The organism is Thetidibacter halocola, assembly GCF_018224955.1.
Lineage (GTDB): Bacteria > Pseudomonadota > Alphaproteobacteria > Rhodobacterales > Rhodobacteraceae > Thetidibacter > Thetidibacter halocola.
Genome location: NZ_JAGTUU010000002.1, coordinates 543,561 through 560,013 on the forward strand (window position 1 = coordinate 543,561; position 16,453 = coordinate 560,013).

Below are 16,453 nucleotides of genomic sequence, written 5' to 3' on the forward strand. Positions count from 1 at the left end.
TGCAGGGGTTGCGTTTCGTGCGTTCAGCGAATATCCGGAACCTTCCTGCGGCTCGATCCGATTCGATGCCGCTTTTGGTTGTTCCGGACGACGAGGAGGCATTCCCGAATGAACGCAGCCCTGACCGCATCTTTTCCGGACCCCGCACAGCATCATATGGCCTGATCGGCCCGCCTGTCTTGGCAAGCCCCCGGCGCGGGGGCTTTCCAAGGCAAGGTCCGCCGGATCGAGTGGCGCGCGGTGGGACGCGCGCCGAGAATGGATCCGGTAGCCAGCCGTCACTGACAGAACGCCCGCTGTGGCCCCGGCAGCGCGCGCGTTCAGGCAGAGAAAATCGAAAGGGTGCCCCTCTCATGGCGCAAAGCTTCCTCGGTCAGAAACGTCTTCGCCGTTATTATGGCAAGATCCGTGAAGTCCTCGAGATGCCGAACCTCATCGAGGTTCAGAAATCCAGCTACGAGCTGTTCCTGAAATCCGGCGACCAGCCCCAGCCGCAGGACGGCGAAGGCATCAAGGGCGTGTTCCAGTCGATCTTCCCGATCAAGGATTTCAACGAGACCGCGCAGTTGGAATTCGTCGGATACGAGCTGGAAAAGCCGAAATACGACGTCGAAGAATGCATGCAGCGCGACATGACCTACAGCGCGCCCCTGAAGGTCACGCTGCGCCTGATCGTGTTCGATATCGACGAGGATACCGGCGCCAAGTCCGTGAAGGACATCAAGGAGCAGGACGTCTTCATGGGCGATATGCCCCTGATGACGCATAACGGCACCTTCATCGTGAACGGCACTGAGCGCGTGATCGTGTCCCAGATGCACCGCTCGCCGGGCGTGTTCTTCGACCACGACAAGGGCAAGACGCATTCCTCGGGCAAGCTGCTGTTCGCCTGCCGGATCATCCCCTATCGCGGCTCGTGGCTGGACTTCGAGTTCGACGCCAAGGACATCGTGTTCGCCCGCATCGACCGCCGCCGCAAGCTGCCCGTGACGACCCTGCTCTATGCCCTCGGCATGGACCAGGAAGCCATCATGGATGCCTATTACGACACGGTGACCTACAGCTATCGCAAGGGCGAGGGCTGGGTGACCAAGTTCTTCCCCGAGCGTGTGCGCGGCACCCGCCCGCCCTTCGACCTGGTCGACGCCGACACTGGCGAGGTCATCGCCGAGGCCGGCAAGAAGATCACGCCCCGCGCGGTCAAGCAGCTGATCGATGCCGGCAAGGTCAAGAACCTGCTGGTCCCGTTCGAGCACATCGTGGGCAAGTTCGCCGCCTGCGACATGATCAACGAGGAAAACGGCGCGATCTATGCCGAGGCCGGCGACGAGCTGACCTGGACCGTCGACAAGGACGGTGACGTGACCGGCGGCAGCCTCAAGGAACTGCTGGATGCCGGCGTGACCGAGGTCCCGGTGCTGGACATCGACAACATCAACGTGGGCGCCTACATGCGCAACACGATGGCGCAAGACAAGAACATGAACCGGGAAACCGCGCTCATGGACATCTACCGCGTCATGCGCCCGGGCGAGCCGCCCACCGTCGAGGCCGCCAGCACCCTGTTCAACACGCTGTTCTTCGACTCCGAGCGGTATGATCTGTCGGCCGTGGGCCGCGTCAAGATGAACATGCGTCTCGACCTGGGCAAGCCCGACACCCAGCGCACGCTGGACCGCGACGACATCGTGTCCTGCGTCAAGGCGCTGGTCGAGCTGCGCGACGGCAAGGGCGAGATCGACGACATCGACCACCTCGGTAACCGCCGCGTCCGGTCGGTCGGCGAGCTGATGGAGAACCAGTACCGCGTCGGCCTGCTGCGGATGGAGCGCGCCATCAAGGAGCGCATGTCCTCGGTCGAGATCGACACGGTCATGCCGCAGGACCTGATCAACGCCAAGCCCGCCGCCGCCGCGGTGCGCGAGTTCTTCGGTTCCTCGCAGCTGTCGCAGTTCATGGACCAGACCAACCCGCTGTCCGAAGTGACGCACAAGCGCCGCCTCTCAGCGCTTGGCCCGGGCGGCCTGACGCGAGAGCGCGCCGGCTTCGAGGTGCGCGACGTGCACCCGACGCACTACGGCCGGATGTGCCCGATCGAGACGCCGGAAGGCCCGAACATCGGTCTGATCAACAGCCTCGCGACCTTCGCCCGCGTAAACAAGTACGGCTTCATCGAAACCCCCTATCGCGTCGTCAAGGACGCGACGGTGACCGATGAAGTCCTGTACATGTCCGCGACCGAGGAAATGCGCCACACCATCGCCCAGGCGAACGCCACCCTGGACGATGGCGGCGCCTTCGTGAACGAGATGGTGAACACCCGCCAGTCCGGCGACTACACGCTCGCTCCGCGCGAGCAGGTCGACCTGATCGACGTCTCGCCGAAACAGCTGGTCTCGGTTGCCGCCTCGCTGATCCCGTTCCTCGAGAACGACGACGCGAACCGCGCGCTGATGGGCTCGAACATGCAGCGGCAGGCCGTGCCGACGCTGCGCTCCGAGGCGCCGCTGGTCGGCACCGGGATCGAGGGCATCGTGGCCCGCGACTCTGGCGCGGCCGTGATGGCGCGCCGGGCCGGCATCATCGACCAGGTGGACGCGCAGCGGATCGTGATCCGCGCAACCGAAGACATGGAACCAGGCGATCCGGGCGTCGACATCTACCGGATGCGCAAGTTCCAGCGCTCGAACCAGAACACCTGCATCAACCAGCGTCCGCTGGTCAAGGTGGGCGATACCGTGGGCAAAGGCGAGGTCATTGCCGACGGCCCGTCGACCGACATGGGTGAACTGGCGCTGGGCAAGAACGTGATCGTCGCGTTCATGCCGTGGAACGGCTACAACTACGAGGACTCGATCCTGATCTCGGAACGCATCGCCCGCGATGACGTCTTCACGAGCATCCATATCGAGGAATTCGAAGTGGCCGCCCGCGACACCAAGCTCGGCCCCGAGGAAATCACCCGCGACATACCGAACGTGGGTGAAGAGGCGTTGCGCAACCTCGACGAGGCGGGCATCGTCTATATCGGTGCCGACGTCGAGCCGGGCGACATCCTGGTGGGCAAGATCACCCCCAAGGGCGAAAGCCCGATGACGCCCGAGGAAAAGCTGCTGCGCGCCATCTTCGGCGAAAAGGCATCGGACGTGCGCGACACCTCGCTGCGGGTCAAGCCCGGCGACTACGGCACCGTCGTCGAGGTCCGCGTGTTTAACCGCCACGGCGTCGAAAAGGACGAACGTGCGTTGCAGATCGAGCGCGAAGAGATCGAACAGCTGGCCCGCGACCGGGACGACGAGCTGGCGATCCTCGACCGCAACATCTATGCGCGCCTGCGTTCGATGGTGACGGGCAAGGTGGCCGTGAAGGGCCCGCGCGGGATCAAGCCGAACTCCGAGATCAACGACGAATTGCTGGACAGCCTGCCGCGCAGCCAGTGGTGGCAGCTGGCCCTTGAGGGCGAGCAGGATGCCAAGAACCTCGAGGCGCTGCACGACCAGTACGAGGCCCAGAAGCGCGCGCTGGACGCCCGCTTCGAGGACAAGGTCGAAAAGGTCCGCCGCGGCGACGATCTGCCTCCGGGCGTGATGAAGATGGTCAAGGTCTTCGTCGCGGTGAAGCGCAAGCTGCAGCCGGGCGACAAGATGGCCGGCCGTCACGGCAACAAGGGCGTCATCTCGCGCGTCGTTCCCATCGAGGACATGCCGTTCCTCGAGGACGGCACGCCGGTCGACTTCTGCCTCAACCCTCTGGGCGTGCCGTCGCGGATGAACGTCGGCCAGATCCTGGAAACCCACATGGGCTGGGCCGCGCGCGGCCTGGGCATCCAGATCGACGACGCGCTGTCCGACTATCGCCGCTCGGGTGACCTGACCCCGGTGCGCGAGGCGCTGCGCATCGCCTATGGCGACGAGGTCTATGAAGAAGGTCTGCGCGATATGGACGAGGATCTGCTGGTCGAGGCGGCGGGCAACGTCACGCGCGGCGTGCCGATCGCGACGCCCGTCTTCGACGGCGCCAAGGAGGCCGACGTGAACGATGCGCTGACGCGTGCCGGGTTCGACACCAGCGGCCAGAGCCGCCTGTTCGACGGTCGCAGCGGCGAGGAGTTCAGCCGGAAGGTGACGGTGGGTGTCAAATACCTGCTGAAGCTGCACCACCTGGTCGATGACAAGATCCACGCGCGTTCGACCGGCCCCTACAGCCTCGTCACCCAGCAGCCGCTGGGCGGCAAGGCCCAGTTCGGTGGCCAGCGCTTCGGCGAGATGGAGGTCTGGGCTCTGGAAGCTTACGGCGCCGCCTACACCCTGCAGGAAATGCTGACGGTGAAGTCGGATGACGTGGCAGGCCGGACCAAGGTCTACGAGTCGATCGTCAAGGGCGAGGACAATTTCGAGGCCGGCGTGCCGGAGTCGTTCAACGTGCTCGTCAAGGAGGTCCGGGGTCTGGGCCTCAACATGGAACTCCTGGATGCGGAGGAGGAAGACGCGGAGTGACGCGCCACCGCGCTCATCTCGTGCTTGGTGCGCCTGCGGGCGCACCTGCCTTCCCCGCACCCTCTAACTCTTGAGGAACAGAATGAACCAGGAACTGACCAACAACCCGTTCAACCCGCTGACCCCGCCCAAGGTCTTTGACGAGATCAAGGTGTCTCTGGCGTCGCCGGAACGGATCCTTTCGTGGTCCTTCGGCGAGATCAAGAAGCCGGAAACCATCAACTATCGCACGTTCAAGCCCGAGCGTGACGGCCTGTTCTGCGCGCGTATCTTTGGCCCGATCAAAGATTACGAATGCCTCTGCGGCAAGTACAAGCGCATGAAGTATCGCGGCGTCGTCTGCGAAAAGTGCGGCGTCGAAGTCACGCTGCAGAAGGTCCGGCGCGAGCGCATGGGCCATATCGAGCTGGCCGCGCCCTGCGCCCATATCTGGTTCCTCAAGTCGCTGCCCTCGCGCATCGGCCTGATGCTGGACATGACGCTGCGCGACCTGGAACGCATCCTCTACTTCGAGAACTACGTGGTGATCGAGCCGGGTCTGACCGACCTGCAATACGGTCAGCTGATGACCGAAGAGGAATTCCTCGACGCGCAGGACCAGTTCGGCATGGACGCCTTCACGGCGAACATCGGCGCCGAGGCGATCCGCGAGATGCTGGCCAACATCGACCTCGAAGCCGAGGCCGAGCGCCTGCGCGAAGAGCTGAAGGAAGCCACCGGCGAACTGAAGCCCAAGAAGATCATCAAGCGCCTGAAGGTCGTCGAGTCCTTCCTGGAATCCGGCAACCGCCCGGAATGGATGGTCCTGACCGTTATCCCCGTGATCCCGCCGGAACTGCGCCCGCTGGTCCCGCTGGACGGCGGCCGTTTCGCCACGTCCGACCTGAACGACCTGTACCGCCGCGTGATCAACCGGAACAACCGCCTCAAGCGGCTGATCGAGCTGCGCGCGCCGGACATCATCGTCCGCAACGAAAAGCGGATGCTGCAGGAAGCCGTTGACGCCCTGTTCGACAACGGCCGCCGCGGCCGCGTCATCACCGGCGCCAACAAGCGCCCGCTGAAGTCGCTGTCCGACATGCTGAAGGGCAAGCAGGGCCGCTTCCGCCAGAACCTGCTGGGCAAGCGGGTCGACTTCTCGGGCCGTTCGGTCATCGTGACCGGCCCCGAACTCAAGCTGCACCAGTGCGGCCTGCCGAAGAAGATGGCGCTGGAACTGTTCAAGCCGTTCATCTACTCGCGGCTCGAGGCCAAGGGCCTGTCCAGCACCGTCAAGCAGGCGAAGAAGCTGGTGGAAAAGGAACGTCCCGAGGTCTGGGACATCCTCGACGAGGTCATCCGCGAGCACCCGGTCCTGCTGAACCGCGCGCCCACGCTGCACCGCCTCGGCATCCAGGCGTTCGAACCGATCCTGATCGAAGGCAAGGCGATCCAGCTGCACCCGCTGGTCTGCTCGGCGTTCAACGCCGACTTCGACGGCGACCAGATGGCCGTGCACGTGCCGCTTTCGCTGGAAGCCCAGCTTGAAGCCCGCGTGCTGATGATGTCGACGAACAACGTGCTGTCGCCCGCCAACGGGGCGCCGATCATCGTTCCGTCGCAGGACATGATCCTTGGTCTCTATTACACCTCGATCGAACGCTCGGGCATGAAGGGTGAAGGCATGGCCTTCTCCTCGATCGAAGAGGTCGAGCACGCGCTCAACGCGGGCGAGGTGCATCCGCACGCCAAGATCACCTGCCGCGTCAAGCAGATCGACGAGGAAGGCCAGGAGGTCTGGAAGCGCTACGAGACGACCCCGGGCCGCGTGCGGCTGGGTGCTCTGCTGCCGCTGAACGCCAAGGCGCCCTTCGAACTGGTCAATACGCTGCTGCGCAAGAAGGACGTGCAGCGCGTCATCGACACCGTCTACCGCTACTGCGGCCAGAAGGAATCGGTGATCTTCTGCGACCAGATCATGTCGATGGGCTTCAAGGAGGCGTTCCGCGCCGGCATCAGCTTCGGCAAGGACGACATGGTCATCCCCGACAACAAGTGGGAGATCGTCGAAGAGACGCGCGACCAGGTGAAGGACTTTGAACAGCAGTACATGGACGGCCTGATCACCCAGGGCGAAAAGTACAACAAGGTCGTCGACGCCTGGTCCAAGTGCAACGACAAGGTCACCGAGGCGATGATGTCGACCATCTCGGCGGCCAAGACCGACGAAGCCGGCGCCGAGATGGAGCCGAACTCGGTCTACATGATGGCGCATTCCGGCGCCCGTGGCTCGGTCACGCAGATGAAGCAGCTGGGCGGGATGCGCGGCCTGATGGCGAAGCCGAACGGCGACATCATCGAGACGCCGATCATCTCGAACTTCAAGGAAGGCCTGACCGTTCTCGAATACTTCAACTCGACCCACGGCGCCCGCAAGGGCCTGTCGGACACCGCGCTGAAGACCGCGAACTCGGGTTACCTGACCCGCCGCCTGGTGGACGTGGCGCAGGACTGCATCGTGCGTGAGCTCGATTGCGGCACCGACCGCGCCATCACCGCCGAACCCGCCGTCAACGACGGCGAGGTCGTGGCGTCGCTTGCCGAACGTGTGTTGGGCCGTGTCTCTGCGGACGATATCCCGCATCCGGTCACCGGCGAGATCCTCGTCAAGGCCGGCCAACTCATCGACGAGCGCATGTCGGACGTGATCGACGAGGCGGCCGTGCTGACCGCCCGCATCCGCTCGCCGCTGACCTGCGAGAGCGAGGAGGGCGTCTGCGCCATGTGCTACGGTCGCGACCTGGCACGCGGCACGATGGTGAACACCGGCGAGGCCGTGGGCATCATCGCGGCGCAGTCGATCGGCGAACCGGGCACCCAGCTGACGATGCGGACCTTCCACATCGGCGGCGTGGCGCAAGGCGGACAGCAGTCCTTCCTCGAGGCGTCGCAGGAAGGCACCATCGCCTTCGAAGGCACCAACACGCTGGAAAACGCCAATGGCGAGACGCTGGTCATCGGCCGCAACATGAAGCTGCGGATCGTCGACGACCAGGGCAACGAGCGCGCCAGCCACAAGCTGGGCTACGGCTCCAAGCTGTTCGTCAAGGAAGGCGACACGATCAAGCGTGGTACCAAGCTGTTCGAGTGGGACCCGTATACCCTGCCGATCATCGCCGAGGCTGACGGTATCGCCCGCCACGTGGACCTGACCACGGGTGTCGCCGTGCGCGACGAGGTGGACGATGCAACCGGCATGACCCAGAAGATCGTGATCGACTGGCGTGCGGCGCCCCGCGGCAACGAGCTCAAGCCCGAGATCATCCTGATGACCGAGGACGGCGAGCCGGTGCGCAACGCACAGGGCAACCCGATGACCTACCCGATGTCGGTGGATGCGATCCTGTCCTGCGAGGATGGCCAGACCATCCGGACCGGCGACGTCGTCGCGCGGATCCCGCGCGAGGGTGCCAAGACCAAGGACATCACCGGCGGTCTGCCGCGGGTGGCGGAACTGTTTGAGGCGCGCCGTCCGAAGGATCACGCCATCATCGCCGAGATCGACGGTTATGTGCGCTTCGGCAAGGACTACAAGAACAAGCGCCGCATCACCATCGAGCCCACCGACGAGACGCTCGAGCCCAAGGAATACATGATCCCCAAGGGCAAGCACATCCCGGTGGCCGAGGGCGACTACGTCCAGAAGGGCGACTACATCATGGACGGCAACCCGGCGCCGCATGACATCCTCGCCATCATGGGGATCGAGGCGCTGGCCAACTACATGATCGACGAGGTGCAGGACGTGTATCGACTGCAGGGTGTGAAGATCAACGACAAGCATGTCGAGGTCATCGTCCGGCAGATGCTGCAGAAGTGGGAAATCCAGGACAGCGGCGACACGACGCTGCTCAAGGGCGAGCACGTGGACAAGGCCGAGTTCGACGAGGCCAATGCCAAGGTCGAGAAGAAAGGTGGCCGTCCGGCGACGGGCGAGCCGATCCTGCTGGGCATCACCAAGGCGTCGCTGCAGACCCGCAGCTTCATCTCGGCGGCGTCCTTCCAGGAAACCACCCGCGTCCTCACCGAGGCCGCCGTCCAGGGCAAGGTCGACACGCTTGTGGGCCTCAAGGAGAACGTCATCGTGGGCCGCCTGATCCCGGCGGGCACCGGTGGCGCAACCCAGCGCGTGCGCCGCATCGCGCAGGACCGCGACAACAAGGTGATCGAGGCCCGCCGCGAGGAGGCCGAAGCCGCCGCCGCGCTGGCCGCGCCGAGCATGATGGACGACGTGGTGGGTGGCGACGAATACGACACCCTGATCGTCGACACGCCGGAAAGCCGCGAATAAGCGCCTGACCGGTTGAGAAACATGGCCCTTCCCGGCAACGGGAAGGGCCTTTTCGTTTCCTGCGCAGGGCAGGTGACCTTGGCCGCGCCGTGATTTTCCCGCTGGCGAGACGCCGCGCCCGGTGCTACGCGGCAGACATGAGCCCCATGTCAGACAATTCCCGCGGCGCGCTGCTGATGATTGCGTCCATGTCCGCGTTCACCTTTGGCGACCTGTGCGTCAAGGGGCTGGGCGGGCATCTGCCACTGTCCCAGATCCTGACGATCCGCGGCCTTGTCGCGACCACGTTCATCCTGCTTCTGGCCTGGCGCATGGGCGCGCTACGCTGGCAGATCCCTCGCCGCGATGCGGGTCTTGTCGCCCTGCGCGCGGTGGCCGAGATCGGCGCCGCGCTGTTCTTCTTCTACGCGCTGTTCAACATGCCCATCGCCAACGTCTCGGCCCTGTTGCAGATGCTGCCGCTGACCATCACGCTGGGCAGCGCGCTGTTCTTTCGCGAGCCGGTTGGCTGGCGCCGCTGGCTGGCCATCGGGGTGGGGTTCTGCGGGATGCTGCTGATCGTCCGGCCCGGCACCGAAGGGTTCAACATCTTCTCGCTGTCGGCGCTAGCCTCGGTCGCCTGTGTCACGGTGCGTGACCTGACCACGCGGCGCATCTCGGCCGCCGTGCCGTCGCTGACGGTGACGCTGGGCTCGTCCGCGGGCGTGATGCTCTTTGCCGCGGTCTGGAGCCTGTTCCAGGACTGGCAGCCGATCGAGCCACGCAGCGGCATGCTGCTGGCGGGCGCCAGCCTGTTCATCATCGGCGGCTACATCTTCAGCGTGCTGGTGATGCGCGTGGGCGAGGTCGGCTTCGTCGCGCCCTTCCGTTACACCAGCCTGGTTCTCGCGCTGCTGCTGGGCTACGTGTTTTTCGGCGAATGGCCGAAACCCATCGCCCTGACAGGTGCCGCGATCATCATGGCCACCGGCCTGTTCACCCTCTGGCGCGAGATGCAGCTAAAGCGGCGTCAGGCAAAGGCACGGCGCACCTGATCGGCGTCGATGGCAAAGAGATCGCGAAAGGCCTCCTCGCCCTCGGCATCCAGCCTTTGCAGGTCGGGCTGCGTGACGTGCTTCTTCTGGCGCGAGTCGTTGTGGTCGTTGTGACCCCGCACATAGACCGGCGGATCGGTGAAGGTGACGGTCGGCATGAACTGGTTCAGCTTGTTGTGCGAGAAATTCAGGACCGTCTGCTGCACCCGCGCCTGCACCGCCACCGCCTGCGCCACACCCCAGTAGGGCGTCACGCATGGCGCGGCCAATAGCCCCCGCGCATCGGGCCGCGCGACAAACCCGCGGTTCCAGTCGAAGCCCACCAGCCGGTGTTTCCCGATCAGCGTCGCGCAGTCCCGCGCCGCCTCGCGCAGCAAGGCGACGAATTCCACGCTGACCGCGTCGTCGTCGTCATGGCGGAATTGCAGGCAGGGCCTGCCCATGTCGCGGACCGAATTCATCACCTCCTGGCAGACCTTGCGATGCGGCCCCGGCGGGTGCAGCACGATCCGGGCCTGCGGCATGTCGGCGGTCAGGTTGCGCAGCCGGTCCAGATGGCCCTTGGGCATCATGTCGCCGCACAGGATGACGAACAGGAAATCCGGGTCGGTCTGCGCCTTGATCCCGGGCAGGCAGATCGTCTCGAAATGACGGAATCGCTCCTCGATCCGGGCGGGGGCATAGAGGTATGCGATGCGTTCCTCGACCGTCGCATGACCGACCTGGAAACCGCCCTCGGCCGGGAAGGAAAAGCGGCAGAAACCGATGACTTGCATGGGCGGGCCTTTCGCGCGAAACACCTGCAAGGCATGGCATTGCCGCCGTCCCCAGGCAAGCCGGGGCTGCTGTTGACAACCCATGCGACTCCCCGTATACGCGCCCGGAATGTGGTTGGCGGATCCTGTCCGGCGACCAAATCCAGAACTTAGTGGTCAAGATCCGGGCGACTTAACTGCCCCGATCCTCTGAGAACCCGCCGCGTCGTTCACCTCGGAATGGGAACGAAGCGGCCTTTACGTGTTGCTATGAAGCGATGCGTGCGACATCGGCCACCAGCGGACGCGCTGGGGGTCTCAAACGAAACGGCCGGTACGTCCGGCGCACACATGTGAGAAGTACGGGGAAGATACCGGAATGCCCACGATCCAGCAGTTGATCCGCAAACCGCGGCAGCCGAAAGTCAAGCGCTCGAAGTCTCAGCACCTCGAGCAGTGCCCTCAGAAGCGCGGCGTTTGCACCCGCGTCTACACCACCACGCCGAAGAAGCCGAACTCGGCAATGCGGAAGGTGGCCAAGGTCCGTCTGACCAACGGCTACGAGGTGATCAGCTACATCCCTGGTGAAAGCCACAACCTTCAGGAGCACTCCGTGGTCCTGATCCGTGGCGGCCGGGTGAAAGACCTTCCCGGTGTGCGTTACCACATCCTGCGCGGGGTGCTCGACACCCAAGGCGTCAAGGACCGCAAGCAGCGCCGCTCCAAGTACGGTGCGAAGCGTCCCAAGTGACGCCTGTGGCGTCGTCCCGGGCCCGGCCCGGGATATCGTGAAACAATCGACCCTCGACCTCGTCGGGGACATGTCAAGATAAGAGCGAAGGATCGACACAGATGTCTCGTCGTCACGCCGCAGAGAAGCGCGAAGTCCTGCCCGACGCCAAGTATGGTGACCGGGTTTTGACGAAATTCATGAACAACCTGATGATCGACGGCAAGAAGTCTGTTGCCGAACGCATCGTCTACAGCGCGCTCGAGCGCGTCGAAGTCAAGGTCAAGCGGGCCCCGGTGGAAATCTTCCACGAGGCGCTGGACAACATCAAGCCGTCGGTCGAGGTCCGCTCGCGCCGTGTCGGTGGCGCCACCTACCAGGTGCCCGTCGAGGTTCGCCCCGAGCGCCGTGAAGCGCTGGCGATCCGCTGGCTGATCATCGCCGCGCGGAACCGCAACGAAAACACCATGGAAGAGCGCCTGGCCGGTGAACTGATCGATGCCGTCCAGTCCCGCGGTGCCGCCGTGAAGAAGCGCGAAGACACCCACAAGATGGCAGACGCCAACAAGGCGTTCAGCCATTACCGCTGGTAAATCTCATTAGCTCAAGGACCTGACAAATGGCCCGCGATTACCCTCTCACCCGCTATCGCAACTTCGGGATCATGGCGCATATCGACGCCGGCAAGACCACGACGACGGAGCGTATCCTCTACTACACCGGCAAGTCCCACAAGATCGGCGAAGTGCATGACGGCGCCGCAACGATGGACTGGATGGAGCAGGAGCAGGAACGCGGGATCACCATCACCTCGGCTGCGACGACCACCTTCTGGCAGCGCCAGGAAGATCCGACTGCCGAAGGCACGTCCGATACCAAGTACCGCTTCAACATCATCGACACCCCCGGTCACGTGGACTTCACCATCGAGGTCGAGCGTTCGCTCGCCGTTCTCGACGGCGCGATCTGCCTGCTGGACGGCAACGCCGGTGTCGAGCCGCAGACCGAAACCGTGTGGCGTCAGGCTGACCGCTACAAGGTTCCGCGCATCGTCTTCGTCAACAAGATGGACAAGATCGGCGCGGACTTCTTCAACTGCGTCAAGATGATCAAGGATCGCACCGGTGCGATCCCGGCCCCCATCGCGCTGCCGATCGGCGCCGAGGACAAGCTGGAAGGCATCGTCGACCTGCTCAAGATGGAAGAGTGGGTGTACCAGGGCGAAGACCTGGGCGCTTCCTGGAAGCGTCAGCCGATCCGTGAAGAGTTGCAGGAGCTGGCCGAAGAGTGGCGCGCCAAGCTGATCGAGGTCGCCGTCGAAGTCGATGACGACGCGATGGAAAAGTATCTCGACGGCATCGAGCCCGACGAGGCCACCCTGCGCAAGCTGATCCGCAAGGGCACGCTGTCGCTCTCCTTCGTTCCGGTGACCGCGGGCTCCGCGTTCAAGAACAAGGGTGTGCAGCCGCTGCTGAACGCCGTGATCGACTTCCTGCCCTCGCCGCTGGATGTGCCCGCCTACATGGGTTTCAGCCCGGATGACGAAACCGAAGAGCGCAACATCGCCCGGTCGGCAGACGATGCCCAGCCCTTCGCGGCGCTGGCGTTCAAGATCATGAACGACCCGTTCGTCGGCTCGCTGACCTTCACCCGGATCTACTCGGGCACTCTCAAGAAGGGTGACAGCATGATCAACTCGACCAAGGGCAAGCGCGAGCGTGTCGGTCGGATGATGATGATGCACGCCATCAACCGCGAAGAGATCGAAGAAGCTTTTGCCGGCGACATCATCGCGCTGGCCGGCCTGAAGGAAACCACCACGGGCGACACGCTCTGCGATCCGCAGAAGCAGGTGGTCCTGGAAACCATGACCTTCCCCGAGCCGGTGATCGAGATCGCCGTCGAGCCGAAGACCAAGAACGACCAGGAAAAGATGTCGGCGGGCCTGGCCCGTCTGGCAGCAGAAGACCCGTCCTTCCGCGTCGAGACCGACCTCGAGTCGGGCCAGACCATCATGAAGGGCATGGGCGAACTGCACCTCGACATCCTCGTCGACCGCCTCAAGCGCGAGTTCAAGGTCGAGGCCAACATCGGCGCGCCGCAGGTGGCCTATCGTGAGACGATCTCGCACAAGATCGAGCACACCTACACCCACAAGAAGCAGTCGGGTGGTTCGGGCCAGTACGCCGAGGTCAAGCTCGAGATCGTTCCGACCCAGCCGGGCGAAGGCTATTCCTTCGAATCCCGCATCGTCGGTGGCGCGGTGCCGAAGGAATATATCCCCGGCGTCGAAAAGGGCGTGAAGTCGGTCATGGACTCCGGTCCGCTGGCGGGCTTCCCGGTGATCGACTTCAAGGTCGCGCTGGTCGACGGCAAGTTCCACGACGTCGACTCGTCGGTCCTGGCCTTCGAAATCGCGTCCCGCATGTGCATGCGCGAAGGTCTGAAAAAGGCCGGCGCAAAGCTGCTGGAACCGATGATGAAGGTCGAGGTCGTGACCCCCGAGGAATACACGGGTTCGGTCATCGGCGACCTGACGTCGCGTCGGGGTCAGGTGTCGGGTCAGGAACCGCGCGGCAACGCCGTGGCGATCCAGGCCTTCGTGCCGCTGGCCAACATGTTCGGCTACATCAACACGCTGCGCTCCATGTCCTCGGGCCGCGCGCAGTTCACGATGCAGTTCGACCATTACGACCCGGTGCCGCAGAACATCTCGGACGAAATCCAGGCGAAGTACGCCTGATTTGCTCAAGGGGCCGGAGTTGCACGCATGATCCTTCTTCACGACCATAAGCTTGCTTATGTGAGCGTGCCGAAGTGTGCGTGCACCTCCGCCAAGAACCTGTTCTTCGAGATCGAGAACGGGGTGCCCTTCAAGCCTTTCGCGATCAGCGGCAAGACGCATACCCTGCATGACCTGGCGCGGTCGCGACCCTTCGAGTCGCTGCCGCATCAGCGAATTGCGGATTACGTCAAGGTCGCGATCGTGCGTGATCCCGTCGCGCGGATCCGGTCCTGCTACCAGGACAAGATCCTCAAGGGGCTGGCCTTCCGGCGCAAGCCCGACGTGGCGGCGGCGCGCAAGGCCGGGCTCGACGTCAAGCCGAGCTTCGAGACCTTCGTCGAAAAGCTCGACACGTATCGCAAGGCGTCGGGCGTGGTGCAGCAGCACTCGGAACCGCTGTCGCACTTCCTGGGCGCCGATCCCGCGTGGTTCGATGCCCTGTTCGACATCTCCGAGGCCGAGGCCTTCGCTGCGCTTGTGCGCGAGCGGACGGGATCGACGCTGGCGATGCCGCACCGCAACCGCACGAAGAACGCCGCCGACACGGCGCCGGTCTCCGACGCTGTTCGCGACGCGATCCGGAATCGCTTTGCGCAGGATTACGACCTTTACGGTCGATGGTTCGCAGCCAAAGGGGAGCAGGCCGTCAAGGCCTGACCTCCCGAACATCAACATCGGGTCCGTAGGGGCCCAATCAGCAGGAAAGAAGGAAAGCCATGGCAAAGGAAAAGTTCGCGCGGAATAAGCCGCACTGCAACATCGGGACGATCGGTCACGTCGACCACGGCAAGACGACGCTGACGGCTGCGATCACGAAGTATTTCTCGAAGGAGTTCAAGGCGTACGACATGATCGACGCGGCTCCTGAGGAGAAGGCGCGCGGCATCACGATCTCGACCGCGCACGTGGAATACGAGACCGAGGCGCGCCACTACGCCCACGTCGACTGCCCCGGCCACGCCGACTACGTGAAGAACATGATCACCGGTGCGGCGCAGATGGACGGCGCGATCCTGGTGGTGAACGCGGCTGACGGCCCGATGCCGCAGACGCGCGAGCACATCCTGCTGGGCCGCCAGGTCGGCATCCCGGCGATGGTGGTGTTCCTGAACAAGGTCGACCAGGTGGACGACGAGGAACTGCTCGAGCTGGTCGAGATGGAAGTGCGCGAGCTTCTGTCGGCCTACGACTATCCCGGCGACGACATCCCGATCATCGCGGGCTCGGCGCTGGCCGCCCTCGAAGGCCGTGATCCCGAGATCGGCGAGAACAAGATCCGCGAACTGATGGCCGCCGTCGACGCGTACATCCCGCAGCCGGCGCGTGCGATCGACCAGCCGTTCCTGATGCCGATCGAGGACGTGTTCTCGATCTCGGGCCGCGGCACCGTGGTGACGGGCCGTGTCGAGCGTGGCGTGGTGAACGTCGGCGACGAACTGGAAATCGTTGGCATCAAGGCGACGCAGAAGACGACCTGCACGGGTGTCGAGATGTTCCGCAAGCTGCTGGACCGCGGTGAAGCCGGCGACAACATCGGCGCGCTGCTGCGCGGCATCGACCGTGAAAAGGTCGAGCGCGGCCAGGTGCTGTGCAAGCCGGGTTCGGTGAAGCCGCACACCAAGTTCGAGGCCGAGGTCTACATCCTGACCAAGGAAGAGGGCGGCCGTCACACGCCGTTCTTCGCGAACTATCGCCCGCAGTTCTACTTCCGGACGACGGACGTGACCGGCACGGTCGAGCTTCCCGAGGGCACCGAGATGGTGATGCCGGGCGACAACCTGAAGTTCGTGGTCGAGCTGATCGCGCCGATCGCGATGGAAGACGGCCTGCGCTTCGCCATCCGCGAAGGCGGCCGCACCGTCGGCTCGGGCGTCGTGTCGAAGATCGTCGCGTAAGCGACGGTCCCGAGACGCGCCACGAAATGTGTGTCGGAGATCGTCGCGTAAGCGACGGCCCCGAGACGCGAAACCCGGATGAGAATTGAGAAGGCCGCCCTACCGGGCGGCCTTTTTTGACTCGAAGCTTATTTTCCTTGCTGCCTCCAGACCGGCCATTGCTGCGTCCGCCACCCGAGGGGTTGCGCGTCGTCGATGGCCAGCCGCCGCCACTACCTTGTCCTTTAACGATCGGACTGCTTTCTTTCCAAGTCAATTCCGGAAAACATAAGTTAAGGCAGGCTTGGACTGAGCGACTCTCCGATCGAAAGAGCGTTTCCGTCCAGCTACTGCAAAGGCCTTGTCACCCCTCCACACCCCCTGTATACGCGCGCAACGGTCGAGAGGCCGTCCAAGGGCGGGGTGATTCCCGCCCTTTGGGTTCGATG

The 16,453-nt window shown here is 64.1% G+C and carries 9 protein-coding genes; 8 read left to right on the top strand and 1 reads right to left on the bottom strand.

The annotated features are described in order from the left end of the window. Positions 1 to 353 precede the first annotated feature (353 nt). The 3 genes from rpoB (at position 354) to KB874_RS06835 (ending at position 9,860) form a co-directional block, all read left to right on the top strand. Positions 354 to 4,496, top strand: a complete 4,143-nt coding sequence (gene rpoB / locus KB874_RS06825; protein WP_212535798.1) for a DNA-directed RNA polymerase subunit beta — start codon at positions 354 to 356, stop codon at positions 4,494 to 4,496. 82 nt (positions 4,497 to 4,578) lie between these two features. Next, a complete protein-coding gene (rpoC, locus tag KB874_RS06830) occupies positions 4,579 to 8,826 on the top strand; it encodes a DNA-directed RNA polymerase subunit beta' (RefSeq protein ID WP_212535799.1) in 4,248 nt (1,415 codons plus the stop codon). A gap of 146 nt (positions 8,827 to 8,972) precedes the next feature. Then, positions 8,973 to 9,860, top strand: a complete 888-nt coding sequence (locus KB874_RS06835; protein WP_212535800.1) for a DMT family transporter — start codon at positions 8,973 to 8,975, stop codon at positions 9,858 to 9,860. Here KB874_RS06835 and KB874_RS06840 read toward each other — a convergent pair. Continuing rightward, on the bottom strand, positions 9,836 to 10,636 hold the full coding sequence (locus KB874_RS06840; RefSeq protein ID WP_212535801.1) for a putative rhamnosyl transferase: 801 nt from the start codon (positions 10,634 to 10,636) through the stop codon (positions 9,836 to 9,838). The two genes, KB874_RS06835 and KB874_RS06840, sit on opposite strands and share 25 nt — an antisense overlap. A 358-nt stretch (positions 10,637 to 10,994) precedes the next feature. Between KB874_RS06840 and rpsL the strand changes: the two genes are divergently transcribed. From rpsL to tuf, 5 genes are all read left to right on the top strand, one after another. Then, positions 10,995 to 11,366 carry a 30S ribosomal protein S12 gene (gene rpsL, locus KB874_RS06845; RefSeq protein WP_005862801.1) on the top strand — a complete coding sequence of 124 codons (372 nt, stop codon included), beginning with the start codon at positions 10,995 to 10,997 and terminating at the stop codon, positions 11,364 to 11,366. A 101-nt stretch (positions 11,367 to 11,467) separates the two neighbouring features. Next, positions 11,468 to 11,938 carry a 30S ribosomal protein S7 gene (gene rpsG, locus KB874_RS06850; protein WP_212535802.1) on the top strand — a complete coding sequence of 157 codons (471 nt, stop codon included), beginning with the start codon at positions 11,468 to 11,470 and terminating at the stop codon, positions 11,936 to 11,938. Between the two features lie 26 nt (positions 11,939 to 11,964). Continuing rightward, the gene (fusA, locus tag KB874_RS06855; protein ID WP_212535803.1) at positions 11,965 to 14,088 is read left to right on the top strand and encodes an elongation factor G; all 2,124 of its coding nucleotides are present in this window, start codon (positions 11,965 to 11,967) and stop codon (positions 14,086 to 14,088) included. Positions 14,089 to 14,115: 27 nt separating this feature from the next. Then, entirely contained in the window at positions 14,116 to 14,787 is a 672-nt protein-coding gene (locus tag KB874_RS06860; protein WP_212535804.1) for a sulfotransferase family 2 domain-containing protein, read from the top strand. A gap of 59 nt (positions 14,788 to 14,846) precedes the next feature. Then, positions 14,847 to 16,025, top strand: coding sequence for an elongation factor Tu (gene tuf, locus KB874_RS06865; protein WP_212535788.1), 1,179 nt, complete (start codon positions 14,847 to 14,849; stop codon positions 16,023 to 16,025). Positions 16,026 to 16,453 lie beyond the last annotated feature (428 nt).